The organism is Pseudomonas sp. KCJK9000 (assembly GCF_046230725.1).
In the GTDB taxonomy this organism is placed as follows: Bacteria; Pseudomonadota; Gammaproteobacteria; order Pseudomonadales; family Pseudomonadaceae; genus Aquipseudomonas; species Aquipseudomonas promysalinigenes.
The window spans coordinates 1-24,707 of the sequence record NZ_JBJJLN010000055.1 but is presented as its reverse complement, the minus strand read 5'-3'; the positions used below and the strand labels follow the sequence as shown (position 1 = coordinate 24,707).

The following is a 24,707-nucleotide window of genomic DNA, read 5'->3' as shown; positions in this document are numbered from 1 at the left end:
AGGTAAAGAACATTTCTTACCGAACCTGCGTGTGCTACAGGCCACGATTCGTCGTCATACCCGCAGGGATCGAGTTCTTTCACGTCACCGAAAGCGCCACAGGCCGCGTCAAAGGCTTCCGCCGTCTGCATCGCGATGCCTGCGCGCTGGCCCGCAGCCTCGAAGCCTGAAAGCGCTCAGGCTGCATACCCTCGTTGCAGAAGCTCACGCCACGCAGCCTGACACTCCAGAGCCTCGCCACGGGTGGCGAACGCTGTACCACGGCGCTCGCCATTCACCAAAACGACCCAACCCACCCGCTTGCCCTGTATCTGCATGCCCGTAGGCACACCTGAACCGATCATCACCGCAACATTGACTTGGCTGTTCATCACGCCCTCCGGCACTTAGATAGCACCCTAACAATCAGGTCATGATACGCCCTGGTCCGTTGACGAAACAGCGCATCCCGGTATAGCAGTGTTACGCCTGAGGCAATAAATCTTGCGAGCTTTGGCCCAGCACAAACGCAAAAAGCCCCAGGGATTTCTCCATGGGGCTTGGCACACTGCGCCGGATCAGACCTGACGCTGATGACGATCGAGCTGCTCGTGGCGCTCCTGGGCTTCGATGCAGTATTTGGTGGTCGGGCTGATCAGCAGACGCTTCAGACCAATCGGCTCACCGCTGTCATCGCACCAGCCAAAGCTCTCGTCCGAGATACGATCCAGGGCCATTTCAAGCTGCGGCAGCAAGCGCTGGTCGCGGTCGATGGCATTGACCAGCCAGCTACGCTCTTCTTCGACCGAAGCTACGTCAGCAGGATCCGAAGGGGTATCGAGGCCTTCGATGGTGGCACGGCTCAACTCGATGCGTTCATGGGTTTCGACTTTCATCGCCTGCAGCAGGCCAGCGAAGAAAGCCAGCTGGTCAGCGTTCATGTAGTCATCGGCCGACATGGCCAGCAACTGTTCCTTGGTCATCGATTTCTCTATGAAAAAATGTGCATTTGGGCGATTCAGGTGCCGCCGGAGCCTCGGCACCGGCAACGGAATTCTTCAAGCGCCAACTGGCACTCTTTTACAGGGGGCGGCAGTCTAAGGCGCCAAGCCGCCATGAGCAACAGCAATCACGGGGGAAATTGCCCGAAAAGTACTGGAATCCGCCAGCTGGCACTCGAAACGGTTACATAAAGCAACGCGCCACGCGTTCCCGAAGGATAACGTGGCGCTCAATACACAGGCATTGCTCTTGGATAGCGAGGTGTCGAGATCAGCGATCTTCGAACTGCGCCTCGCGTTTGGCGATGAAGGCCGCCATGCCTTCTTTCTGGTCAGCGGTGGCGAAGGCTGCATGGAACACACGTCGCTCGAAACGCACGCCCTCGCTGAGGGTGACCTCGAAGGCACGGTTGACGCTTTCCTTGACCATCATGCTGATCGGGATCGACTTGCTGGCAATGGTCGCGGCCACTTTCAGCGCTTCTTCCAGCAACTCTGCCTGCGGCACGATGCGCGCTACCAGCCCAGCACGCTCGGCTTCCTCAGCCCCCATCAGGCGACCAGTCAAGCAAAGCTCCATGGCCTTGGCCTTGCCAACTGCCCGGGTCAAGCGCTGAGTGCCGCCCATGCCCGGCAACACACCCAGGTTGATTTCCGGTTGGCCGAACTTGGCATTGTCGGCAGCGATGATGAAGTCGCACATCATGGCCAGTTCGCAGCCACCGCCCAAGGCGAAGCCGGACACAGCGGCGATGATCGGTTTGCGCCGGCTGGCGATGCGATCGGCATCGGTGAACAGGTCGTCGACGTATATCTGCGGGTAGTGCAGTTCAGCCATCTCCTTGATGTCGGCACCGGCGGCAAAGGCCTTGGCAGAGCCGGTCAACACCACACAGCCAATGTTCGGATCCCGCTCCAGCTGGTCCAGCGCCTGGTTGATCTCGCCGACAATCTGCGCGTTCAGTGCGTTTAGCGCCTGCGGACGGTTGAGGGTAATCAGGCCGACCTTGCCGTGTATGTCCAACAGGATGGTTTCAAATGCCATGCAGTCTCTCCTTCACAGATTGCGCGCAATGACCATGCGCTGAATATCGCTGGTGCCTTCGTAGATCTGGCAGACCCGAACGTCGCGGTAGATCCGCTCCAGCGGAAAGTCACTCAGGTAGCCATATCCGCCAAGGGTCTGCAAGGCATCCGAACAGACCTTTTCGGCCATTTCAGAGGCAAAAAGCTTGGCCATTGAGGCTTGCACCAATGCTGGGCGCCCGGCGTCTCGAAGCGCTGCAGCATGCAACACCATCTGCCGCGCCACGGCAACTTGGGTTGCCATGTCGGCCAGGCGGAAGGCCACTGCCTGATGATCGATCAACCGTTTACCGAAGCTGTGCCGCTCATTGGCATAGTCGCGCGCGACTTCGAACGCCGCCCGGGCCATGCCCACTGCCTGCGAGGCGATACCGATACGCCCGCCTTCCAGGTTTGCCAAAGCAATCTTGTAGCCCTCACCCTCCTCGCCCAGGCGATTGGCCACCGGTATGCGAACATTGTCGAAGACGATCTGGCAGGTGTCGGAGGCATGCTGGCCGAGCTTGTCTTCGACACGCGCCACCTGGTAGCCCGGCGAATCGGTAGGCACGAGGAAGGCGCTGATGCCGCGCTTGCCGGCAGCGGGGTCGGTCACGGCGAACACGATCACCACACCTGCGTGCTGCCCCGAGGTGATGAATTGCTTGCTGCCACTGAGCACATAATGATCACCTTCAAGGCGTGCTCGGCTCTTAAGGCTACTGGCATCGGAACCCGCCTGCGGCTCTGTCAGGGCAAAGGCCCCAAGCATCGCGCCGCTGGCCAGCGGCGTGAGAAACTGTGCTTTCTGCTGCTCGCTGCCGAACCGCAGGATCGGCACACAACCCACCGAGTTGTGTACGCTCATGATGGTAGAGCAGGCGCCGTCACCCGCAGCGATCTCCTCCAACGCCATGGCATAGGCTACATAACCGGTGTCGCTGCCGCCCCACTGCTCAGGCACCAGCATCCCGAACAAGCCCAGCTCGGCCATCTCTGCGACAGCCTCTTTCGGGAAGCGGTGCTCTTTGTCCCATTGCTCGGCAAATGGTTTCAAGCGTTCCTGGGCAAAAGCCCTCACCGCGTCGGCGATCTGTTGTTGCTCGTCAGTTACCAGCATGGCTCACCTCAGTACACGCATTCGACGGCCATGGCCGTGGCTTCGCCACCGCCGATGCATATGGCAGCCACACCGCGGCGCAGATTGTTCTGGCGCAGGGCCGACAGCAGTGTCACCAGAATACGCGCGCCCGAAGCGCCGATTGGGTGACCCAGGGCGCAAGCGCCGCCGTGGATATTGACCTTGTCGTGAGGCAGGTCGAGCTGCTTCATGGCCGCCAGGGTGACCACCGCAAACGCTTCGTTGATTTCGAACAGGTCGACGTCAGTCAGATTCCAGCCTGTGCGCTTCATCAGGTTGTCGATGGCCTTGATCGGTGCTGTGGGGAACAACGCTGGGGTGTCAGCGAAGGCAGCATGGCCGTGAATCACCGCCAGCGGTTTGATGCCACGCTTGTCGGCTTCGGATCGACGCATCAACACCAATGCGGCGGCTCCGTCCGAGATCGAACTGGCATTGGCTGCGGTCACGCTGCCTCCATCGCGAAAGGCCGGCTTGAGCTGAGGAATCTTGTCCAGGCGCGCCTTGGGTGGTTGCTCGTCGTCCTTGATGACGCGTATCTGCTTGCCTTCGGTGACCTCCACCGGCACGATTTCGGCGGCAAAACGTCCGCTACTGATCGCCTCCTGAGCGCGGGTCAGCGAGGCGATGGCGAACTGGTCCTGGTCTTGGCGGCTAAATCCGTTGGCTTGGGCACAGTCTTCGGCAAAGGTCCCCATCAGGCGGCCTTTGTCGTAGGCGTCTTCCAGACCGTCCATGAACATGTGGTCGATGATTCTGCCGTGCCCCATACGGTAACCGCCACGCGCCTTTTCCAGCAGGTAAGGTGCATTGCTCATGCTCTCCATGCCGCCGGCCACCACCACATCAGCACTACCGGCCAGCAACAGGTCGTGGGCCATGATGGCCGCCTGCATACCCGAGCCACACATCTTGTTCAAAGTAGTACAGGTAGTGTGCTTGCCCAGCCCGGCGCCCAGCGCCGCTTGGCGTGCCGGTGCCTGGCCCTGCCCGGCAGGCAGCACACAGCCAAACAGCACCTGTTCGACACTGGCAGGTTCGATGCCCGCGCGCGCTACTGCGCCGCGAATGGCTGCACTGCCCAACTGGGCAGCAGTCAGGCTCTTGAGATCGCCTTGCAAGCCGCCCATGGGCGTGCGTGCGGCGCTGACGATTACGATTGGATCGTGGGTGATGGACATGTTCGCTCTCCTTACCTGGCAGCCATGCGCAATGCGCCGTCGAGGCGGATGACCTCGCCGTTGAGCATGCTGTTCTCGATGATGTGGCGGGCCAGTGCCGCGTATTCCTGCGGGCGGCCAAGGCGCGGCGGGAACGGAACGCCGGCGGCAAGCGAAGCACGCACCTCATCGCTCATGCCCGCCATCATTGGTGTTTCGAAAATGCCCGGTGCGATAGTCATCACCCGGATGCCGAAGCGCGCAAGTTCGCGAGCAACTGGCAATGTCAGGCTGGCAATGGCCCCCTTGGAGGCTGCATAGGCGGCTTGGCCAATCTGGCCGTCATAGGCGGCAATAGAGGCGGTGTTGATGATCACGCCGCGCTCGCCCCCTTCATCTGCAGGCGCGTCGGCCATTGCCGCTGCAGCCAGGCGCAGCAGGTTGAAGCTGCCAACCACGTTGACATTGATGACGTTGACGAAGCTGGCAAGACCATGGGGCCCCTGTTTGCCCAGCACCTTTTCGGCGCCGACGATACCGGCGCAGTTGACCAGCCCATGCAAGGCACCAAAGGCACCTAGCGCAGCGTCGATCGCTGCCTGGGCCGCGTGTTCATCACTGATGTCTGCAACGGCGAAGCGGGCATTGTCACCCAGCTCACGGGCCTTGGCCTCGACAGCCTGGGCATTGAGATCGACCAGCATGACCTTGGCGCCTGCATCGATGAGCATCCGCGCAGTCGCAGCGCCCAACCCGGAGGCCGCGCCGCTGACAATGAAGTGTTTATTGGCAATGTGCATGATGGGTTTCCTTTCAGGCGCTGGCAGGGGTGGCCTGTTGCGCAATGTTTTGGGCGACTTCCTGGTTACGCAGGATGAAGCGTTGCAGCTTGCCGCTCGGGGTTTTGGGCAGTTCACTGACGAATTCGATTTCTCGCGGGTACGCGTGGGCGTACAGGCGCTGGCGCACATGCTGGCGCAGGGTTTCCTCAAGCCCGAGGCTGGGCTCATAGCCGCTGGCCAATATCACGAAGGCCTTGATCAACTCGGTACGTTCCGGGTCGGGCTTGCCGATCACGGCCGCCTCGATCACCGCCGGGTGTTCGATCAACGCGCTTTCAACGTCGAATGGGCCAACCCGGTAACCGGAGGTGGTGATCACATCATCACTGCGGCCAACGAAGCTGATACTGCCGTCCGGGTTCAGCTCTACGGTGTCACCGCTCAGGTAGTACTTGCCTTTGAATGCCTTGGTCGGCAGGCCGTGATACCCGCCAAACCAGCACAGCGGTGACTGTTCGCGATCAACCGCCAGGATGCCGGGCTGACCGGCCGGTAGCTCGCAGCCCTGCTCGTCGAGTACCACAATGCGATGGCCAGGAATGGCGAAGCCGGCCGATCCCAAGTGCACCGGGTGCTGTAGGCCGTGATGATTACAAAGCACCATCCCCAGTTCGGTTTGGCCGTAATGGTCGTGAATGGTCACGCCCAGTTCGTCGCGGAACCAGCGGATGACTTCTGGATTGAGTGGCTCGCCAGCGCTGCTGACCACCCGCAAGCGGCCCTTGATAGGTGCCGAGAATGCACTGCCAGCGGCGATAAGCAGGCGGTACGCCGTGGGCGAGCCGGCCAGGTTGGTGATGTTCAGTTTGTCGATGACGCGCGCACAGCTCTCGACGCTGAACGGGCCATCGTAGAAGGTAGTGGCGTGCCCCAGCGACAAGGGCCCGGTTACCGCGTAGTACAAGCCATAGGCCCAGCCCGGATCGGCCAGGTTCCAGAAATTGTCATCTGGCAGCAGTTCAACCGCATCGCGCATGTAGCCCTGAAACGCGACGATCGCTCGTAGCGGCACCTCCAGAGGCTTAGCCGGCCCTGTGGTACCTGAGGTGAACATCAACAGGAAGGGGTCGTCGCCTGAGCGCATTACTGGCTCGCACTGCTCATATGCAGCCTCAAGGCACTGATGGAAGTCCAACTCGGCGCTACGGGCTTTGACGGTAATGATTGTCGGGCATTGGTCCACATCATCGAGCTTGGCGCGGTTGGTCTGGTCAGTGACCACGACTCGGGCGCCGGACTGCTGCAGGCGATGCTCGATGGCCTTAGGCCCGAATGCAGTGAACAAAGGCTGGTATACGGCGCCAAGGCGCCAGGTGGCGAGAATGGTAACCAGCAGCTCAGCAGTGCGTGGCATCAAGCCTGCGACCCGGTCACCTGGGCCTACCCCTTGGGCCTTGAGCACAGTGGCAAAACGGCCGGCCTGTGTTTTGAGCTGATCGAAAGTATAGCGCGTGGTGTTGCCATCACGATCCTCGTGAATCAACGCCAGCGCGCCTTGGCCGGCATGGCGATCGCAACACTCAACACAGGCATTGAGCGAATCGAAGTTGCCATGCAAGGCACTACTGGCTGCCTGGCCAAGGTCGAACCCTCGAATGGCCTCAGCGTAATCGCGCATCGTTGGACTCCTGGATTATTGTTGTTGGAGTGAAACCATCGGTCCAACGATGTTCGCGCCGCCCAATCGCCGCGGCAATGGTCAAACCTGTCAAAGTGGATGACCGGTTTGGCCGCATTCTGCTAGGCATTCTGACGCTCTGCCGCACGCAGATAAGACTGCGTCAAGCCGCTGAATAGGCGCTGCGTCTCGGCATCTTTGAGCAGTTGTAGGTTCTCGACCTGGTCATGACGAGCAGCCGCAGGCAAAGCTGGCTGTTGAATTTGCACCCTGAGGATACGCTGGGTGTAGTCCGCCTCGATGGCTTCAAACATCCGGGCGTGCCGTTGGCGCAGGTAATGACGCCAGAAATCACGACGGCTCAGGCTATCGGTCAGGGCTTCCAGGGTCTGCGCGCGATTCACTCGCTGCAATACGCCATCGACCTGGGCCTGTGTCAGCTGGGCTGAGTCGGGATAGCGCATGGCTCGGGGTTGATCCGGCAAGTTCAAGCGCTCACGCAGCCCAACCCTGAGGGCCAAGTCGACTGCCAACTGATCGACGACTTGCCCGGCGGCCGACCGTTGCCGGGCCTCACGGTAGGCTGCCGATTGCAGCTGATCCAAGCGGAACAGTTGCCTGCCAAGCTCCACCAGCTGCGCACTAGGGTGCCCATTTGCGGTTTGCGCCAGCGCTTGCCTGACCCATATCTGCAGCGCACTGAACTGGCTGGCGACGGCGTCCGAACACGACAGTGGCACATCGGCCTGGCTAAATACTTGGCGGCAAAGCACAGGATCGCCGTCCAGCGCCCCCAACAGCGTCCAAACACCCTCCATCAGTGCCTCACGCCCAGCACCGGCGTGTAGATAGTCAGCCGTGAACTGCAACCGCGCTAGCAGACGGAACAATGCGTCGCTGCCGGGTTGTTCCTGCAAGCGTTGCCACAATGCCTCCCGTGTTGTTTGAATCTGCGCGGTCGGGTGCTCCGCCCACAGCGCTCTGGCGCTTGGCAGGTCCACGGCGGGAAACGATTCTGATGGGTGCCCATGTACCTCAATGACGTCCAATGCATACAGGTTTCGAAGCTGTGCGACAGGCAAAGGGTTGCGCTCGACCAACAACGCACGGCGAAACCCATAGGGCATCAGTTGGATCTCTTGCGGTACGTCGCGCAGCAGGTTGTCGCGCAAGTCCGCGCACTCAAGCATCCCACATAGCTCCAGGCGTTGCGGCCAGGCGCCCAATCGGCAGTGGCGCAAGTTCAGGGTGGCGAGACGGGAAAGCTGGTTGAAGCGTAAGTTCAACGCTTCCAGAGGGTTGTAGCTCAGATCCAGATGAACAAGTTCGGGCAAGCTATGAAGCACCTCGACGGTAGCGGCATCCAGGCGAATTTGATTGTGCGCCAGGCGCAACACGCGAATGCTCGGCAGATAACCCACCCCCAGCGGCAGGCGCAGCAAACGGTTGCTGCTCAGGTTCAAGTCGGTCACAGCACTGAATGGTCGCAGGAAATCGACCGGGATCTCGTTAATCGGCGAATCGCGCAGGCACAGTGCCGTGATGCGATGAAATTCAATTTGTGGTGGCAAAGCTGGCAACGTTCTCAGGTGCGCTCCAGCAAGAAGCAAACGCTGCCCTTGGTCAGAGGGGTTGGCTTCAGCCTGAAGCCGCCACGCCCGCAGGATGCTGTCCGCGGTCAACCTGCGCGCAGCTTGTTGGCTTTCCTGCAGTTCGGCGCCCACCCAACGGTTCAAGTGTTCAATCAACTGCTCGTGATCATCCTGCAATTGCACCAGCCGCTCGAACACAGGCTGCGGCCCCTGTGCCAGGCGCGCCTGCTCGTCGTCGAGCCCTTGTTCAGTCAAGCTTGGGTACAGAGCACGTAACTGATCGCGAACAGTCGCTTGCTGTCGACTGCCAAGACCGCCAGGGCGGCCGCTCAGCGGGTAGCCTATGCGCCCATGCTCCAGGCGGCGCACTGGGTTGGCCCAGCTACCCTGCTCGGGCCACCCCAGCATACGCGTGATGCCCCAATGGGTAGCGGGCAGCCGAGCGAGCAGGCGCTCACGCAACTGGCTCGCCGAAGCGCTGCCTGCGATTTGCATTGCGCTTCGTTGCTCAGGCGTGAGTGCCGCAGCGACAGCCTCGAAAACGCAACCTGGGTCGCCAAGCGTGGCGCGCAGTGCCTCACCACGGCCGTCGTAGACCGTGAAGGTGCCCTCATGCCACACCAGCCTGCGCTCCTGCTCGGTTTGCCCACCACTGCCCAGGTGTTTGATCGAGCGCCCATCCAGTGCCCCCTCACGCAAATCGATGTCCAGCCCCTGAAGGTCAAAGCTATCGAGCAAGGTCAGCACCAGCTCACCTGTCACATCGCTGTAGGCGGTGCTCAAATACAGGCCGGTCAAGCCTCGGGTCAGACGGGCCAGGCGCAACAGTGCCCGCGCATTCTTTGCACACTGCAACGGCAATCGCCTTTCGACACGGGCCATTTCGCGTTCAAGATCACTTGCCTGGCTAACCACTTCGCTGACATAGGCTGAGGGCAAACCGGGAAAATCCCGGTGCACCAGTGCTGTCATCGGGTCTTCGGCGAACGGTTGCCCGGTAAGGTAGCTGAACAGTTGCGGGCGCAGCCAGGCCTCGTCGGCTAGCACGTGGTCCAACCCTCCGCCAGCACGATTCTGGCCCTCGCACCATGTCAACAACTCAATGTCCGAAGCCGTCAGGGTCTGGGCGCGTACATGCTCGAAGAATGTGCCAACCCGCGCATGGGCCTGGAAGGCTCGCAGGGTCTGCCTCAGATGCACAGGCGTTGGCCGACTCTCAACCAGAATACCGCGCAGTGCATCTTCGTCGACATCGGCAACCTGCATCACTTGCGTGGCCTGGCGCGCCTCGATGGGGGGATGCTGCGGCCATAACACATCGAGCATGCGCTCAGGCCCCTGCCATGTCAGCGGTTGATCACGCAGCAGCCGCCAACTGCGCTCGCCGTTGTGCAGCACCATCGGCCCATAGCCACCGCTCGTGGAGGCATGGCGTAAGCGGTACGGCCCGTCAGATTGTGGTCGATGCATCTCGTAGTAGCGCCCGTCCATACGCATCCAGCGGCGCCCTTTATAGCCATAGCGTCCATCTTCGAGCAGATCGATGTTGCCTGGCACGCTTTGGTAATTGGTAGCGTCGAAGTGCCAGAGGCGACTGCGCCCGTGCCCGAGGCTCACAGGCTCCAACCCCGCGATGAATGCATTGCGCAGGTAGCTGACGCCGGCCACGGTCACAGCGCCAGCCGCCACAGTTTCGGCAACGCTCAGCAAGTGCTCCAGGGCTTCATGCTGATGGCCCCTGGACCAATCGCTTATCCCCTCGAAAACTTCCGAACAGGTTTGCACCACCAACTGTCCCAACAGCAATGCACCCACCACCGGGATGAAGAAGCCGGCCAGGTTGAGCAAGTCCAATCCGGCCGACTGCCAAGCTTCGTGCCTTGCACGTGAAGCGGCGGCCTGAGCATCGGCGCTGGGTACAAGCAGTAGGCGGGCATCATTTTTCACGTGCGCAACCTGCAGGGTCGCCATCGCCGCGAACAATTCGCCCTGTGCAGCTAGCCCCTTGAGCTGCAAGTCCGGGTGGGCATCCTGCAGGCGCAAGCCAAGGGTCATGATGAAACCTGGCCGCTGGTCCACGCCGATCAGCTGGCTGAAATACTGCCTATAGGCCTGGCTGCCCAGCTGGGCCGCCATCGCCTCATTCAGCGCATCCAGAGTATCGAAGCGCCGAAGCGCCTTGTCTGGGTCGCCAGGCAGGTACAGCACAACGCCCCTGACCAAGCCCGTTTGGTCGCGCAATACAATCAACAACCCCTCGGCGGTTGGCCGCCCAAGTACGTGCAGCATCCCAGGGTAAGCCCGCAAGCCGCCCTCGAACTTCTCGGCGTCGCTCTGGCCTATCTCGCTCAATGCAAGTTCCTCGGCGCCGCTGATATCCCCCTTCAGAGCAGCAACTTTGCAAGCAAGCTTAAGGGCTGCTCGCTTGTCTTGAGCCAAGAGCTCGAGGGCCTCAGGCGTGAACACCGCATCAAGCTCCGCTTGGTACCTGGCACCTACGTCAAGCGCGCGGCACGCCGTGACCAGCTCGGCTGCGGAACCGCTCAGTACTAGGTCACTGCCGGGCGCCACCAGGCCGGTTCCGTCGTAAAAGCTAGCATTGGCCGGGAAGTTACTCATCAGCTGCAGCAAACCATTACGTCTTACTTCGCCATACCCGTAGGTCGGCAGTGCCAGATTGGCCCCCATATCAAAGCGTGGCGTCACCACACGCCACTCCAGATCCGCAAATGTGGCACCGTCGGGCAAAGGCTTTTTCAATACGCCGGCCAGATGCTGCTCGGCGAATGCATGCAAAGGCAGCAGCTGCTCGGTACGGGCTTGCACACGTGCCTGGCTTGCCTTGTACTCGGTGAAGCGGCTGCGCAGTGCGGCAATCTGGGACGCCGAAGCCCGAGCCAGCCAATCAGGCAGCCGTGCACTTATGAAAGCGTCTGTAGCAGTGCTAAGGGTCGATTCGGACGCGGGTATTAGGTGATCCGTCATGGGAGTGCCTGCTGGGTACTGGGAAGCGTTCATGGTCGGTTGCAGGCAGCACCACAGGCAGGGGGAACTACGCCTGGTACCGCTATGGGCTGCCATCTGCTTGGGCCAATGGTGCAAGAGGTGGGTTAGCTGGCAGGATCAGGCAGCTCGGCCAAAGCCTCTCGGGTCAGGCGCAGCGCCAGTTCCTTCACCGCAGCCTGCCGCTCGTCCGCCAGGCGGTTAGCAGCAAGCAGATAGTCGCCGCTGCTCGAAGGTGAATTGTCCAGGGCTTCCAGTTGCGACCAAAAAGGTGCTTCGACCTCGCTGAACAGCTGGCCATGGCTGCTGCGCAAGCTGTCCAACCAGAAATCTCGCTGGCTGACGTACCGCGCCAAAGCGTCGGTGGTCTCGGCGTGCCGGACAGCCATTGCCGTGGTGTCCAAATGGTGCTGATTAACCCCGGAAAGGGCTGGAAAATGCATGGTGCGCGGCTGGCCTGGCAAGTCCAGTACCCGCGCCAAACCGATGCGGTAGGCCAGGCTCATTTCAACTTCATCGACATCCTGGCCTTGAGTTCGGCGTACTTGCATGTCTTCGCGAGCCAGGGTTTCTACCTGATCAAGCCTGAACAAGCGTCTAGCCAGTTCCAAGCGAGCTAGCCGGCCGGCCTGTGGCGGGCTTTCGCGCAACGCCTGCGCCACATAGACCTGTACTTCGAGTCTGCTGAAGCACGACGCCACACTGTCCATGCAGGTACGCGGGTGTGCAGCCAGGCTGAACAGATCATCACGCAGGCTGGTGTCGCCTGCGGCTTGCTCTAGCACTACCCAGACCCTACGGCGCAGGTCTGCAGGCACTCGTTCAAAGTCTTGGGTTCCGGTCAACGCATCCAGCAGCTGGAAAAAATCCTGGCTGCCAGACTCGACGTTCAGGGCGTCCCACAACGCTGATCTGGCCTGATACTGCTCACCCGAATGCTCCAACCACAGACCCCGCGTGCTGGCAGTCGGCGGTGGCGTGCCCGCGCCCGCCTCGATTGCCCGCATCGGTCGGCCGACACGTTGACTGATAGCCTCTGGCAGTGGATTACCCTCCAGCAGAAGGGTACGGCGCCAACGTTCAGGGGCAGCGAGCACAGCGTCGGAGACGCCCGTGATGTGGTTGTCACGCAGATCGGCAACGATCAGCTGGGCACACTGTTGAAGATCATCGGGCAGCGCCAGCAACTGGGTGCCCCGCAGGTTCAGCTCCTCCAGCCGCAGCATTGTCTGAAGTTGCACGCTGGTGGCCCCCAAAGGGTTGTAGCTCAGGTCCAGGGTGCGCAACCGGGTGAGACTTGCCAGCGCTCTGGCTCCGGCAACGGTGACGCTGATCTGGTTGCCAGCCAAGCGCAGGTTGCGCAACTGGCCAAGGTGAGCGAGATCATTGGGGATACTGGTCAAAACATTGTTGCCCAGGTTCAGCCAGCGCAGTTGAGTGAAGCAACGCAGAAACCCATCAGGAAGTTCATCCAGGCTCAGGCCCATCAATGTCAGGTGCGCGACGTGGCCGAAATCGGTGTTGGCCGGCAGATGCGGTAGGCTGCGCAAGGGGATGTCGTGCAGGCTCAGGGTAAGCCCTTGGGGCACATCCCATTGGTCGATGATGCGCTCGCCTATCAACTGCCAACTGCGCTGAAGCTGCAGCGCGGCCTGCCGCCTCAGGGCACTGGCGGTATCACCGCGCGCCCGGCTCACCCATTGTGCAAGGGCCTGTTCCAACATGCGGTATTGGCGCTCTTGCAGCAGCAGGTTGCTATAGGCAGAGCCCGGACGCTCCAGCAACAGTTCTAGGTATATCTGCACTTCGGCCTCGTTGAAGCCGGGGTAAAGCGCACGTATGCGAGACTGCAGCAGGTTCTGGGCACCACCACCCCCAGTCATCCGCCCGCTCAACAGGTAACCGATGCGACCATCGGGCAGGCGCCGGACTGGGTTGCTCGGTGCGCCCGCGTCAGGCATGCCCAGTAACCGCAGCATGTCCTCGCGTTGCCGTGGTAGCCAGCCCTGCAGTGCCTTGCGCAGTTTCGCCGCACCGTCGGCACCGGCCCAGCCGAGGCGCGCTTTGTCTGCACCGCTCAGGCAGCTCAGGAGCAGCTCCAGCAGCTCGCCTGGCTCACCGGTCGCGCCGTGCAATGGAGCCTGTGTCGGGCCAAAGAGGCGGAATTTGCCGCCGGCCCTGACCAGTATCGGGTAGGGTTTAGCCAACGCTGGCTGGTGCAGACTGGCGAGCAACCTGCCCGTGGCCGAACGTTCGTGTAACGCCAAAGGCTGTGCTGCAGGCCACCGCCCGGCCTGGCTCAACAAGGCAAATACTAGCCTGACCTGATCCGCCCGGTAGCTGCACCTAAGGTATAAGCCCTCGCGCATGCGGGTCAGTTGGGCCACTTGCAGCAACTGGCGTGTCTGCTTGGCTACTGCCAGCGGTATGCGCAAACCCGTGCGCATTGCCACACGCTGCTCGTTGCTCAGGTGCCTGAGCAGGCTCACGGCATAGGCATCGGGCAGGCCAGGAAAGTCTCGCTGCAGCAACGCGCGCTGTGGGTCATCGGCCCAATAAACGTTGGCGAAGTGCTCGAACAGAGGCTCGCGCAGTTCATCAGCCTGCTGCACGATGGTGTCGCCTTGCGTTCGCAGGTCAAGCGTCTGAATCCCCAGGTGGTCGACGCACCATTGCCACAGTTCGGCATCGGTATCGGCAGCGCCACTGCCTGCTGCGCCCAGGAAGTGCTCGACTCTGGCATCCACCGCGAAGCGTTCCAAGGTATCGCGCAAGGCTACCGGAAGTGGTCGATTTTCCACCAACAGGCCACGCAGCAAGGCTTCATCCACCCCTGCCACCGCCATCACCTGGGCAGCTCGCTCATCCGTAAAGGCTTGCGCTGGCGGCCATAGTCGCCCCAGCAACAAAGCCTGGCCCTGCCATTCCAGAGGCCGTTCGTAGGTCAGGCGCCAGGCTCGCTCTCCGTTGAATTCCAAGGCCGGGCCAAAGGCTTGTGGATCGCGTGCATCCAGTAATCGCCAAGGGCCTTGGTCACTGTTAGCCCGCACTCGGTAGTACACCCCCTGCTGGAGCCACCAGTGGTCAGTCCCGTCACTGAGCAAGCCATTGTCGAGCGTCGTCAGTGGCGAGGGCGGGTTGGGATCGACATACGGCGCCAGGGTATTGAACCAGAGCCGCTGCTCACCTTCGTCATTGATCACAGGCTCCAGCCCGTCGACCCAGGCACTGCGGGTGAAGGCTCCCGCTACAAGCCTGGCGCCCGCCGCTGTGGCTGCATTGACTGCAACTGACTCAGCCACTGCGAGCATATGCTCCAGCGCTTCGTGCTGGTGGCCTTGCGACCAATCGGCAACGCCTTCGCAAACTTCACTCAGGGTGCTAATGACCATATCTGCCAACAACAGCTGACCCACTCCCGGCACAAAGAGCCCCACCAGGTTCACCAGAGCAAGCCCAACCGACTGCATGAGCGCGAGCCGATCGCGGGACTGACGCGCATCGACATCGGCATTGGGCACTGCCAGAAACCTTGCATCCTCGCGTATACGCTCCAAATGTGCCGCCGCAAGGGTTTCGAACAACGTTCCGTCCACCCTTTGCAAAGAAGGCGCAAGGTCCGGCTCATCATCGAGCAGACGCAAGTTCAGTGTGTGCATAAACGCCGCGCGATCCTGCAGCGCCACGCGCTGCAAGAGCTTGTGTCTTTTTGCTGGCGATTTCATCCACACCAACAGCAGCGTGTTCACCGCCCCCCAGGTGGCGAAATGCCGAACCGGATTGTCCGGATCGTCTGGCATAACCAGCAATATTCCGTTCACCGCCTTGACCTCGATCGGCACACTGACGCTGGGCAGCCAGCTGCCGCTGAGCTCCACTGCCAGCACACCATCGAGCACACTGTTAAGCATCTGCAGCGGGCCGCAACGTACGTCAGTGCTCACTGCATGCCGGGGTGAGCGACCCTGTGCCAAGTCGCGCAATACCCTTAGCTCTTCAGACGGTATCAGCCTGCGGCTGGCGGCGATTTCGGTTCGCAAAGCCAGGGCCAGGCGTATATCGGTGGCCACTTCCCGCGCGAAGTTTTCAGTCAGCAGCTGCGCCAGATGCTGCTGATACTGGTGGCCCACATCGACAGAACGGCACAGCTCAACGACACCGTCGCTGTCTTTGCTCAAAACCTGCTCCGTAGCCCCAGCGGCCTGCTCAGCCGGGTACACCAAGGCGGTCTCGCTGTAAAACGACTCGCCTGCCTGAAAGTTCTGCATCAGTTTTTGCAGGGCCGGCATGCGCACGAAGTAACTGTGGTCGACCGGCAATTGATCAGGTTTGAGGGTGAATTGACGACGCTCTTCCCGCCAGACCGCGCGCGCCAGGTCGATGTGCAACCCCATTGACCTGCCCAGTTGGGTCTCGAGCATGCGCTTTGCGAACGCGTCCAATGGCTGCAACCTTGCTAATACAGCGGCAATCTTGCGTTGGCTTGCCATGTGCAACTGGTAAGCCTGCCGTATATCGATGACTTGCTGTGCTGACAACGAACCAAGCCAGGCGCTCATGCGTTCGGCAAGAAACTGATCGGCCGCATGGGCCAGTTTGGCGGGGTGGGTGGCGATTGGCATGCAGGTAACCCTTGGGTGGGAAACGTGCAAAGATGCGCGCCACGCCAAGCGCCGGGCAGGGGGAATCAATGACTGGTCTGTCGAGCCTGAATCAAGGCCCGATAGTGCCCAGGGTTGCAGCCAAACCACTTGCGAAACGCCTTGTAGAACGAACTGCTGTCGGCAAAGCCCAGACGCTCGGCGATTTGGCCCATTGCCACATCGTCCCCGCTCAACCAGGCAATCGCCAACTCACGGCGCACGCTGTCTTTCAAGCCTTGGTAGGTCTGGCCCTCTTCGGCCAAACGGCGGCGCAAGGTCGAGACTGACAGGCACAGCTGCCGTGCAAGTTGGTCGGCATCGGGCCATTGCCCGGGTGCCAATTGCAACAGGTCGGTACGGATACGCCGCCCAAGGCTAGACGGGTCACGGTACTTGACCAGAATGTTGCCGGGAATTTCGGCCAGAAAGCGCTGCAGCTCTTGCTCAGTGCGCCGCAGTGGCAATTGCAGGCACTCTGAAGGAATGATCATGCGCGTGCGCGGACGCATGAACTGAAGGTTTTCGGAGAACATGACTCGGTAATCATCGCAAAATGGCGGCTCGGCGCAGCGCAGATCGATAGCCAGAATCGGAATACGCCGCCCCGCAAGCCAGCACGCCACGCCATGCACGATCATCCAGAAAGTGAAATAGGTGAAGGCCCGTCGGGGTTCTTCACGTGGCTCATTGATCACGATTTCGGCCAGGCCCTGCTGGCGTACCAAGCCAGGCTGCATGTCCTGCAGCATCAGCGAAAGAAACGTCAGTGCGGTCTCAATGCCAGCCCCGAGGGTTGGTTGCCCCATACTGGCGCGGCACATGAACGCTAGGCTGCCGCTGCGCAGGCCTCGCGGGTCCATGGCGAAGAACTCATCGTTGCAGCGGCGCGCCAGTAAGCGCCATAGGCGGGCATAGGACTCGGCACTGACCCGTGCTTGGGGCTGGTGAAGATGTTCGAAGGCAATGCCGGCCCCGGCCAGCAGGCTGGCGTCAGGCTCTGCGGCGGGGCAGGTCTGCAGCAAGGCTTCACGCACCAGCTGCATGGAAATGGTGTCTTTGTCGCTCATCGACGTTCCTGTCGGCGGGTTGCCGGCCATCTTAGGCCGCCTCAGGCAAAACAGCCATCACTGCGCTGCCAAGCCCAGAAACGCTTGGATCAAGCGCAATTCGCTGCGCCGTTGCAGGCACCCGAGCCAGTGCTGGTTGACCAGCCCCTCACCGGCCAGTGGCCGCGCTACCACCCTTGGATCATTGGCCACCTCGGTGGAAGAAACCACCCCAACACCCAGCTCGGCTGCCACCGCCTCGGTAACCGCTTCTCGGCTGTCCAGCTCCAGCAACACCCTTGGCTGCACGCCCGCCTGCAGGCACGCCTTATCGAACGTACGGCGCGTGGTTGAGCCGGGTTCGCGCAACACCATGATTTGCTGATGCAGCGCGGCCAGCGGCAAATCGCCTTTAGCGCTGGCCCAGGGATGCTCGGCGGGCACCAACGCACACAAGCGCGATTGGCAGAGCGGCTGCAAATAAAGCCCCTTGCGAGGCGCTATCTCGGTCAGCACCGCCACGTCGGCATGCTCGGACAGCAATGCCGCCAGTGTCTGCTGAGCGTTGCCAAGGCGCAGATTCACCGTGATGCCAGGGTAGCGTTCGCGCAACTGCGCCAGCATGGGCATGACCCGATGTGGGCCATCGGCAGCCACTTCCAAGCGTCCGGTCAGTAATTGTCTGTTGGCCTCAAGCATGGCCTGGGCTTCCTCTGCCAAGCCGAACATGGCGCGAGTGATGGCGGCCAGGCGGATGCCCTCTTCGGTCAACTCCACCCGACGTGCAGTGCGTCGCAACAGGGTGACCTGGTAGTGCTCCTCCAGGGCTTTGACATGACCGGTGACCGCCGGCTGACTGATGAACAGCCGCTCTGCCGCGCGGGTAAAGCTGCCCTCACGGGCAACCGCATCGAAGGCACGCAACTGGAACAGGTTCATATTCATCGGCCTGACTTATAGCTGGGATAACAACAAGCAATTTGATTGATACAAGCCTGGATTGCAACCTAGCCACCCATCGTTACTGCCCAGCGCCCGCGAGGAATAACGCAATGCGCAATGCCCCAGTTCTTCTGACTCCAGGCCCCCTTACCACATCGATGCGCACCCGCCAGGCCATGCTGGTGGATTGGGGATCTTGGGATCGCGACTTCAACCAACTGACGGCCAATGTCTGCGAGCAACTGCTCGCGATTGTCGGCGCCAGCGCCAGCCATCACTGCGTGCCTCTGCAAGGCAGTGGCACCTTCGCGGTGGAGGCTGCTATCGGCACGCTGGTACCGCGCGACGGTAAAGTGCTGGTGCTGATCAACGGCGCCTATGGTCAGCGACTGGCCAAGATCTGCCAGGTGCTGGGCCGCAGCTACAGTGTTTTCGAAACCAGCGAGGATCAGCCGACCACAGCTGCCGATGTCCAGCGCCTGCTGGCTGGTGACCCGACAGTAAGCCACGTGGCCTTGATCCACTGCGAGACCAGTACAGGCATTCTCAACCCGCTGGCCGACATAGCCCAGGTGGTCCAGCGCCACGGCAAGCGCCTGATCATCGACGCCATGAGCTCGTTCGGCGCGCTACCGATCGACGCCCGCGAAATTCCATTCGAAGCACTCATCGCGGCCTCCGGAAAGTGCCTGGAAGGCGTGCCTGGCATGGGTTTCGTATTTGCCGAGAAAAACGCTTTGGCTGGCGCCCAAGGCAATGCTCACTCGCTCGCCATGGACCTGCATGACCAGCACGCTTACATGGCCAAGACCGGCCAGTGGCGCTTTACCCCGCCCACCCATGTGGTCGCCGCCCTCTATGAAGCGTTGCAGCAGTACCACGAAGAAGGTGGCCTACCAGCACGCCACCAGCGCTACGCCGAGAACTGCAAGACCCTGCTCCAAGGCATGGCCGCCATTGGCCTGCGCACCTTCCTGCCCGCCAACATCCAGGCACCGATCATTGTCACCTTCCATGCTCCCCGCGATCCCCGCTACCAGTTCAAAGACTTCTACGAGCGAGTCAAAGCCAAAGGTTTCATCCTTTACCCGGGCAAGTTGACCCAGGTCGAAACCTTCCGCGTCGGTTGCATCGGTGTGGTCGGTGCCGATGGCATGCAGGCGGCGGTAAATGCCGTGGCCGATGCACTGCGGGAAATGCAAGTGCTGCACATCTGACCCTCGCCCCCTCAATTCAGGAATTAGCGCTGATGAACTACAGCCACCCTACCCAGCTGCAAGCCGCCATCCTCGACTGGGCCGGCACCGTGGTCGACTTCGGCTCGTTCGCCCCCACCCAGATCTTCGTCGAAGCCTTCGCCGAGTTCGACGTGCAGGTGTCCGTCGAGCAAGCGAGGGGCCCGATGGGCATGGGCAAATGGGACCACATTCGTACCCTGTGTGACCTGCCTGACATCGCCGAGCGCTACCGCCAGGTGTTCGGGCGCACCCCGACCGACGATGACGTGACTGCCATCTACAATCGCTTCATGCCGCTGCAGATAGAAAAGATCGCCATGCATTCGGCGTTGATCCCTGGGGCGCTGCACACCCTGACCCACCTGCGCCAGAGCGGCTTGAAGATCGGCTCGTGCTCGGGCTATCCGAAGGTTGTCATGGACAAGGTGGTGGAGCTTGCAGCGCAAAACGGCTACGTCGCCGACCACGTGGTGGCCACCGACGAAACGCCCAATGGCCGGCCATGGCCGGCCCAGGCACTGGCCAACGTAATAGCGCTAGGCGTAGAGGATGTGGCGGCGTGCGTAAAAGTCGACGATACCGTACCAGGTATCCTCGAGGGTCGGCGCGCTGGGATGTGGACCGTAGCGCTGGTGTGCTCGGGCAATGCCCTTGGGCTGAGCTGGGAAGGCTACCGGGCGCTGAACGCGCTAGAGCTCGACAGCGAGCGCAAGCGCATTCACAAGCTGTTTGCGGGGTCCCGGCCGCACTACCTGATCGACACCATCAATGAACTACCCGAGGTGATCGCCGACATCAATCGACGACTGGCCGAAGGCGTAATGCCCCAGTCCTGCTGAACTGCCGATATGGCGCATTCGCACGTAGCCCCGGCAATGCGCCATAACGATGACGGTTCAGACAGATCTGTTCAGCTTCACCCAGGTAGCGAACTTGTCGATGAAGCCTTGGAGGAACGGCCGAGTCTTGTCATTGAGCTTGCCTGCGTCGTCGAACAAGGTTGCGGCACCGCCAATGTACGCTTCGGGCATTTGCATGCACGGCATGTCGAGAAACACCAGTGTCTGGCGCACCGCATGGTTGGCACCGAAACCGCCGATGGCGCCGGGCGACACGCTAGCCACCGCCGTTGGCTTACCGCCCCAAGCACTCTGACCATAAGGCCGCGAGCCTACGTCGATGGCATTTTTCAGGCAGCCGGGCATCGAGCGGTTGTACTCCGGGGTGACGAACAACACCGCATCGCTACGGCGAATTTCGTCGCGAAAACGCTTCCACGGCTCTGGCGCGCCCTGGGCCTCGACATCCTCGTTGTACAGCGGCAAGTCTGCGATTTCGACGATCTTCAAGGCGAGGCTGGACGGCGCCAGCTCCGAAAGTGCGTGGGCCACCTTGCGGTTATAGGAGTCCTTTCTCAAGCTGCCAACCACAACCGCTACCGAATATACCTGGCTCATTGCATGATCCATCCTGTGCTGGGAAAAGGAACGTGAATAGTTATAGATGACCGTTTTCGATCGCCCGAGTTTTTTTCCAACCTGCGAAAACTTCCTGCCACTCTCAATGGTCTATGGGGAAGACATTTCGTACGCAATTCAGAGGTTTCCCCACAAATGGCAGCAGTAATGGTCGGCCAATTCCACGCCCGTGATGCCGAAGGCCGTGTCTATCCGGTCCACGAGTTCCAGGAGTCCACCCTCCAGGCCGACGGCAGCGTGATTGGCGCCCCGATCACCACCTATCGCCTGGCTATTGGCGATCGCGTCAACCACCTGGGTGAGAATCGCTTCGAACTTGCCCAGAGCGGCGTTGAGATCATTCGCATTCCTTGATGCAATCGACCGTGTACCGGCCGCCTTCGCATTGCAGGCCGTGCACGTCGGCGACAAAGCCTGGAAAACCCGCGTTGAAGGCACGGGCGAACGCCAAGTAGTCGAGGATCGAGCGGGTTGCTTCGGTGAACCGTTCGCCCGGCATGATCAATGGGATGCCTGGCGGGTAAGGTACCAGCATGACGGCAGCGACCCTTCCCAGCAGCGCCTCGATCGGCACCGCCTCCACTTCCCCTCGTACCATCTGGTCGTAAGCGCATGCCGGGCTCATAGCCACCTGTGGCAGGCAGGTGAAGAGCCGCTTGAGTTGTTTCGCGGTGGCGTTGGCGCGATAGCATTCGTGCAACTGATCGCACAACTCGCGCAACCCTGAGCTGCGATAACGCCCGGCATCTGCCGTGACCAGGCTGGGCAGGCAGACACTGAGGGCTGTATTGGCGTCGTAGTGGCGCTTGAATTCCAGAAGCTCCGTCAGCAGCGTGCTCCACTTGCCCTTGGTGATGCCCATGGTAAACAGCACCAGGAAGCTGTATAGCCCGGTCTTCTCCACAACCAGCCCACGCTCCCAGAGAAATTTGCTGACCACCGCCGCTGGTATGCCGTGTTCACCCAAAGCCCCATCGGTGCTGAGGCCGGGCATGACCAAGGTCACTTTCAGCGGGTCGAGCAGTACGTAGTCACCGGCCACCTCGCCAAACCCATGCCACTGGGCGCTCGGCTGCAGCAGCCAATCCTGTACAGCCAGCTGCTCGATGCCCTGCGCCGCTGATGGCTGCCAGATGCTAAACCACCAGTCAGCAGCGGCGATGTGCTCGCGCAAGTTGGCCAGGGCGCGGCGGAAACTCAAGGCTTCGTCGAACATTTCTTGCAATAGCGAGCGCCCAGCCGGGCCCTCCATCATGGCCGAGGCCACGTCCAGGGAGGCGAGAATACCGTACTGTGCAGAAGTGGAGATGTGCATCATGAACGCCTCGTTGAAGCGGTCGCGGTCCAGCTGGCGCTGAGCGCCATCCTGCACATGGATCATCGAGGCCTGACTGAAGGCGGCCAGCAGTTTGTGGGTCGAATGGGTACTGAACACCAGCGGGCTGGTCTCGCTGCGCGTAGTTCCCATGGCGAAGCGTCCCTTGAAGAACTCATGGAAGGCCGCATAGGCGAACCAGGCTTCGTCGAAGTGCAGCACCTGCACACTCGTCCCCAAGGCCTGTTTGATCAGCTCGGCGTTGTAACACAAGCCGTCGTAGGTGGAGTTGGTTACCACCGCCAGTTTGATGCGAGGCTCGCGCCCGGCGGCCAAGGGGTGGGCGCAGACCTTGGCACGGATCGATTCAGCGCTGAACTCGCTGAGCGGGATCGGGCCGATGATGCCCAGCTCATTACGCTCCGGGCACAGGTAGATCGGGATGGCACCGGTCATGATGATGGCGTGGACCACCGACTTGTGGCAGTTGCGGTCAACCAGCACCAGGTCATCGCGCCCGACCATGGCATGCCAGACGATTTTGTTGGCAGTGGAGGTGCCGTTGATGACGAAATAGGTGTGATCAGCCCCGAAGTTACGCGCCGCACGGGCCTCTGCTTCGGCCAGGGGGCCGGTGTGGTCGAGCAACGACCCCAGTTCGGGCACCGAGACCGATAGATCAGAACGCAGGGTGTTTTCACCGAAAAACTGGTGGAAGGCCTGGCCCACCGGGCTTTTACGATAGGCCACACCCCCACCATGACCGGGTGTGTGCCAGGAGTAATTGGACTGCGCGGTATGTTGCACCAAGGCTCTGAAGAACGGCGGCAGCAGGCCATCGAGGTAATTGTGCGCGGCGCGCGCGACCTGGCGAGCCAGAAAAGGCACGGTGTCTTCGAACAGGTAAAGAATACCGCGCAGTTGGTTAAGCTCGCTCATTGCCTCGGCCGGCGCATTTTCCAGGGTCACCTGCTCGCCCAGGGCAAAGATCGGCAAGTTAGGGGCACGCAAACGGGCCAGGCGGATGAGCTCAGCCATGTTTTGCAGCAGATGGCTATGGTCTGCCACACCTTCAGCCGCAATCAGCATGCAGGCCAGGCCATGGTGGGTGGTAGCGACCAAACGGGCCTCTGCATGATCGGCCGCCTTGATGATGGTAAAGCCGTCCTGGCACAGTTCCTCGGCGATGCCGCGAACGCGCTCGCCTGCAACAGTGTCGGCGTTGATGGCGCGGTGAACGATGAGGATCGGGAACTTGAGGTCCTTGTACATCGGGCTGCTACCTCCAAAGGACATGTAGTCCTGTTAAGGGTAGTCGGCCCTGTCTTGACTGCGCTGGCGTCTTCGCGGGTAAACCCGCTATTGGCACCTAGAAGCAAATCTGTGGCACAGCGCCTGGCCGCGGTGAGGCCAGTGGAAAAAACCGATCAGCTGGCAGGCGGCTCAGTCAGGGTTTGCCACATCGAGGGCCCGCCAGCCGACTTGGCAACTGCCGCCAGCCGTTCGGCATGGGCCTCCAACTCCTCGGCATTGGCCAGGATCACCCGCCCCGGCGCACGTCCGACGATGCGGCGAATCTCGCTGCCACCGGTGGCCTGCTCATCACCGTTAGCATCAGCCCCATGACCGGCCAGCGACAGGCTGGTCTGGCCACCGGTCATCGCCAGGTAGACGTCGGCCAGCAACTCGGAGTCGAGCAGCGCGCCGTGCAACTCGCGGCCTGAGTTGTCGATGTCGTAGCGTTTACACAGCGCATCGAGGCTGTTGCGCTGCCCCGGATGGCGCGCACGGGCCAACAGCAGGGTATCGAGGATGGTGCAGTGGTTGGCGATGTCAGCTCGGTCGCTCTGCCCCAGCAAAGCGAACTCGTTGTTGATGAAGCCAACGTCGAATGCAGCGTTGTGGATGACCAGGGTGGCACCCTGGATGAACTCGAAGAATTCTTCGGCTACATCGGCAAAGCGCGGTTTGCCGACCAGAAACGCATCAGTGATACCGTGGACGTTGATCGCGCCCTCGTCGCTTTCGCGGTCAGGCTGCAGATAGACGTGAAAATGCCGCCCGGTCAGGCGCCGGCCAATGACTTCGACACAACCGATCTCGATAATCCGGTGGCCTTCGCTGACCGGCATACCGGTGGTTTCGGTATCGAGAATGACCAGGCGTTTGTCTTGCTGCTGCTCCACGCGGGGCGCTCCAACTTGCATCGTTTACTGAGGCGGCGATTGTAACGCAGCTCAACGCTGGGCGCGCACTTGCTCGACGCCGCGATTGGCCAATTGGTCGGCCCGCTCGTTGCCAGGGTGGCCGATGTGCCCGCGCACCCACTTCCAGGTCACCTTGTGGCGGTTGACCTGTTCATCGGGCAACTGCCACAGGTCGGCGTTTTTCACCGGTTCTTTGGCCGCGGTTTTCCAACCGCGTTTCTTCCAGTTGGCCATCCATTCGTTGATGCCTTTCATCACGTACTGCGAGTCGGTGGTGAGCACAACGTCGCACTCGCGCTTGAGTGCCATCAGCCCCTGAATAGCGGCCATCAGCTCCATGCGATTGTTGGTGGTTTCGCGCTCGCCGCCCCACAATTCCTTCTCGACGCCTTTGAAGACCAGCAGGACGCCCCAGCCCCCGGGGCCGGGGTTGCCCT

18 protein-coding genes are annotated in these 24,707 nt (G+C 61.2%); 3 read left to right on the top strand and 15 right to left on the bottom strand.

The annotated features are described in order from the left end of the window. Positions 1 to 176: 176 nt before the first annotated feature. The 11 genes from ACK59H_RS19430 to ACK59H_RS19380 form a co-directional block, all read right to left on the bottom strand. Positions 177 to 371 (bottom strand): hypothetical protein, encoded by a 195-nt coding sequence (locus ACK59H_RS19430; protein WP_060479298.1) that lies wholly within the window; start codon positions 369 to 371, stop codon positions 177 to 179. Between the two features lie 186 nt (positions 372 to 557). After that, positions 558 to 962, bottom strand: a complete 405-nt coding sequence (locus tag ACK59H_RS19425) for a TraR/DksA C4-type zinc finger protein (protein ID WP_027919101.1) — start codon at positions 960 to 962, stop codon at positions 558 to 560. A 289-nt stretch (positions 963 to 1,251) separates the two neighbouring features. Then, positions 1,252 to 2,025: an enoyl-CoA hydratase gene (locus ACK59H_RS19420; RefSeq protein WP_060479299.1), complete on the bottom strand. Its 774-nt coding sequence runs from the start codon at positions 2,023 to 2,025 to the stop codon at positions 1,252 to 1,254. Positions 2,026 to 2,037: 12 nt separating this feature from the next. Then, positions 2,038 to 3,165, bottom strand: a complete 1,128-nt coding sequence (locus tag ACK59H_RS19415) for an acyl-CoA dehydrogenase (RefSeq protein WP_060479300.1) — start codon at positions 3,163 to 3,165, stop codon at positions 2,038 to 2,040. An 8-nt stretch (positions 3,166 to 3,173) separates the two neighbouring features. Then, positions 3,174 to 4,367 carry an acetyl-CoA C-acyltransferase gene (locus ACK59H_RS19410; protein WP_060479301.1) on the bottom strand — a complete coding sequence of 398 codons (1,194 nt, stop codon included), beginning with the start codon at positions 4,365 to 4,367 and terminating at the stop codon, positions 3,174 to 3,176. A gap of 11 nt (positions 4,368 to 4,378) precedes the next feature. After that, positions 4,379 to 5,146 (bottom strand): SDR family NAD(P)-dependent oxidoreductase, encoded by a 768-nt coding sequence (locus ACK59H_RS19405; protein ID WP_397467838.1) that lies wholly within the window; start codon positions 5,144 to 5,146, stop codon positions 4,379 to 4,381. Between the two features lie 13 nt (positions 5,147 to 5,159). Further along, on the bottom strand, positions 5,160 to 6,806 hold the full coding sequence (locus ACK59H_RS19400) for an acyl-CoA synthetase (RefSeq protein ID WP_060479303.1): 1,647 nt from the start codon (positions 6,804 to 6,806) through the stop codon (positions 5,160 to 5,162). A gap of 122 nt (positions 6,807 to 6,928) precedes the next feature. Then, positions 6,929 to 11,383 (bottom strand): NEL-type E3 ubiquitin ligase domain-containing protein, encoded by a 4,455-nt coding sequence (locus ACK59H_RS19395; protein ID WP_409264795.1) that lies wholly within the window; start codon positions 11,381 to 11,383, stop codon positions 6,929 to 6,931. Positions 11,384 to 11,508: 125 nt separating this feature from the next. Further along, positions 11,509 to 16,023: an NEL-type E3 ubiquitin ligase domain-containing protein gene (locus ACK59H_RS19390; RefSeq protein ID WP_060479305.1), complete on the bottom strand. Its 4,515-nt coding sequence runs from the start codon at positions 16,021 to 16,023 to the stop codon at positions 11,509 to 11,511. Positions 16,024 to 16,088: 65 nt separating this feature from the next. Beyond that, a complete protein-coding gene (locus ACK59H_RS19385; RefSeq protein WP_060479306.1) occupies positions 16,089 to 17,111 on the bottom strand; it encodes an AraC family transcriptional regulator in 1,023 nt (340 codons plus the stop codon). Positions 17,112 to 17,168: 57 nt separating this feature from the next. Further along, positions 17,169 to 18,029 (bottom strand): LysR substrate-binding domain-containing protein, encoded by an 861-nt coding sequence (locus tag ACK59H_RS19380; protein ID WP_060479307.1) that lies wholly within the window; start codon positions 18,027 to 18,029, stop codon positions 17,169 to 17,171. 113 nt (positions 18,030 to 18,142) lie between these two features. On the opposite strand from ACK59H_RS19380, the gene ACK59H_RS19375 reads away from it, so the two are divergent. Then, complete coding sequence (locus ACK59H_RS19375) at positions 18,143 to 19,249, top strand: 2-aminoethylphosphonate--pyruvate transaminase (protein WP_060479308.1); 1,107 nt, start codon at positions 18,143 to 18,145, stop codon at positions 19,247 to 19,249. Between the two features lie 32 nt (positions 19,250 to 19,281). Then, positions 19,282 to 20,109, top strand: a complete 828-nt coding sequence (gene phnX, locus ACK59H_RS19370; RefSeq protein ID WP_060479309.1) for a phosphonoacetaldehyde hydrolase — start codon at positions 19,282 to 19,284, stop codon at positions 20,107 to 20,109. Between the two features lie 57 nt (positions 20,110 to 20,166). Here the strand turns inward: phnX and ACK59H_RS19365 are convergent, their stop codons facing one another. Next, the gene (locus tag ACK59H_RS19365) at positions 20,167 to 20,727 is read right to left on the bottom strand and encodes an NADPH-dependent FMN reductase (protein ID WP_060479310.1); all 561 of its coding nucleotides are present in this window, start codon (positions 20,725 to 20,727) and stop codon (positions 20,167 to 20,169) included. A 156-nt stretch (positions 20,728 to 20,883) separates the two neighbouring features. Between ACK59H_RS19365 and ACK59H_RS19360 the strand changes: the two genes are divergently transcribed. After that, a complete protein-coding gene (locus ACK59H_RS19360; protein WP_060479311.1) occupies positions 20,884 to 21,102 on the top strand; it encodes a hypothetical protein in 219 nt (72 codons plus the stop codon). Here the strand turns inward: ACK59H_RS19360 and ACK59H_RS19355 are convergent. The 3 genes from ACK59H_RS19355 to rnhA form a co-directional block, all read right to left on the bottom strand. Then, a complete protein-coding gene (locus tag ACK59H_RS19355; RefSeq protein WP_060479312.1) occupies positions 21,086 to 23,335 on the bottom strand; it encodes an Orn/Lys/Arg decarboxylase N-terminal domain-containing protein in 2,250 nt (749 codons plus the stop codon). The two genes, ACK59H_RS19360 and ACK59H_RS19355, sit on opposite strands and share 17 nt — an antisense overlap. Positions 23,336 to 23,490: 155 nt before the next feature. Next, positions 23,491 to 24,249: a DNA polymerase III subunit epsilon gene (gene dnaQ, locus ACK59H_RS19350; protein WP_060479313.1), complete on the bottom strand. Its 759-nt coding sequence runs from the start codon at positions 24,247 to 24,249 to the stop codon at positions 23,491 to 23,493. 51 nt (positions 24,250 to 24,300) lie between these two features. Continuing rightward, positions 24,301 to 24,707: ribonuclease HI (rnhA, locus tag ACK59H_RS19345; RefSeq protein ID WP_409264794.1), on the bottom strand; the 407-nt coding region annotated here is incomplete at its 5' end.

Coding starts and splice junctions, on each gene's coding strand:
- ACK59H_RS19430 (WP_060479298.1), bottom strand. CDS start 371: ATGAACAGCCAAGTCAATGTTGCGGTGATGATCGGTTCAGGTGTGCCT.
- ACK59H_RS19425 (WP_027919101.1), bottom strand. CDS start 962: ATGACCAAGGAACAGTTGCTGGCCATGTCGGCCGATGACTACATGAAC.
- ACK59H_RS19420 (WP_060479299.1), bottom strand. CDS start 2,025: ATGGCATTTGAAACCATCCTGTTGGACATACACGGCAAGGTCGGCCTG.
- ACK59H_RS19415 (WP_060479300.1), bottom strand. CDS start 3,165: ATGCTGGTAACTGACGAGCAACAACAGATCGCCGACGCGGTGAGGGCT.
- ACK59H_RS19410 (WP_060479301.1), bottom strand. CDS start 4,367: ATGTCCATCACCCACGATCCAATCGTAATCGTCAGCGCCGCACGCACG.
- ACK59H_RS19405 (WP_397467838.1), bottom strand. CDS start 5,146: ATGCACATTGCCAATAAACACTTCATTGTCAGCGGCGCGGCCTCCGGG.
- ACK59H_RS19400 (WP_060479303.1), bottom strand. CDS start 6,806: ATGCGCGATTACGCTGAGGCCATTCGAGGGTTCGACCTTGGCCAGGCA.
- ACK59H_RS19395 (WP_409264795.1), bottom strand. CDS start 11,383: ATGACGGATCACCTAATACCCGCGTCCGAATCGACCCTTAGCACTGCT.
- ACK59H_RS19390 (WP_060479305.1), bottom strand. CDS start 16,023: ATGCCAATCGCCACCCACCCCGCCAAACTGGCCCATGCGGCCGATCAG.
- ACK59H_RS19385 (WP_060479306.1), bottom strand. CDS start 17,111: ATGAGCGACAAAGACACCATTTCCATGCAGCTGGTGCGTGAAGCCTTG.
- ACK59H_RS19380 (WP_060479307.1), bottom strand. CDS start 18,029: ATGAACCTGTTCCAGTTGCGTGCCTTCGATGCGGTTGCCCGTGAGGGC.
- ACK59H_RS19375 (WP_060479308.1), top strand. CDS start 18,143: ATGCGCAATGCCCCAGTTCTTCTGACTCCAGGCCCCCTTACCACATCG.
- phnX (WP_060479309.1), top strand. CDS start 19,282: ATGAACTACAGCCACCCTACCCAGCTGCAAGCCGCCATCCTCGACTGG.
- ACK59H_RS19365 (WP_060479310.1), bottom strand. CDS start 20,727: ATGAGCCAGGTATATTCGGTAGCGGTTGTGGTTGGCAGCTTGAGAAAG.
- ACK59H_RS19360 (WP_060479311.1), top strand. CDS start 20,884: ATGGCAGCAGTAATGGTCGGCCAATTCCACGCCCGTGATGCCGAAGGC.
- ACK59H_RS19355 (WP_060479312.1), bottom strand. CDS start 23,335: ATGTACAAGGACCTCAAGTTCCCGATCCTCATCGTTCACCGCGCCATC.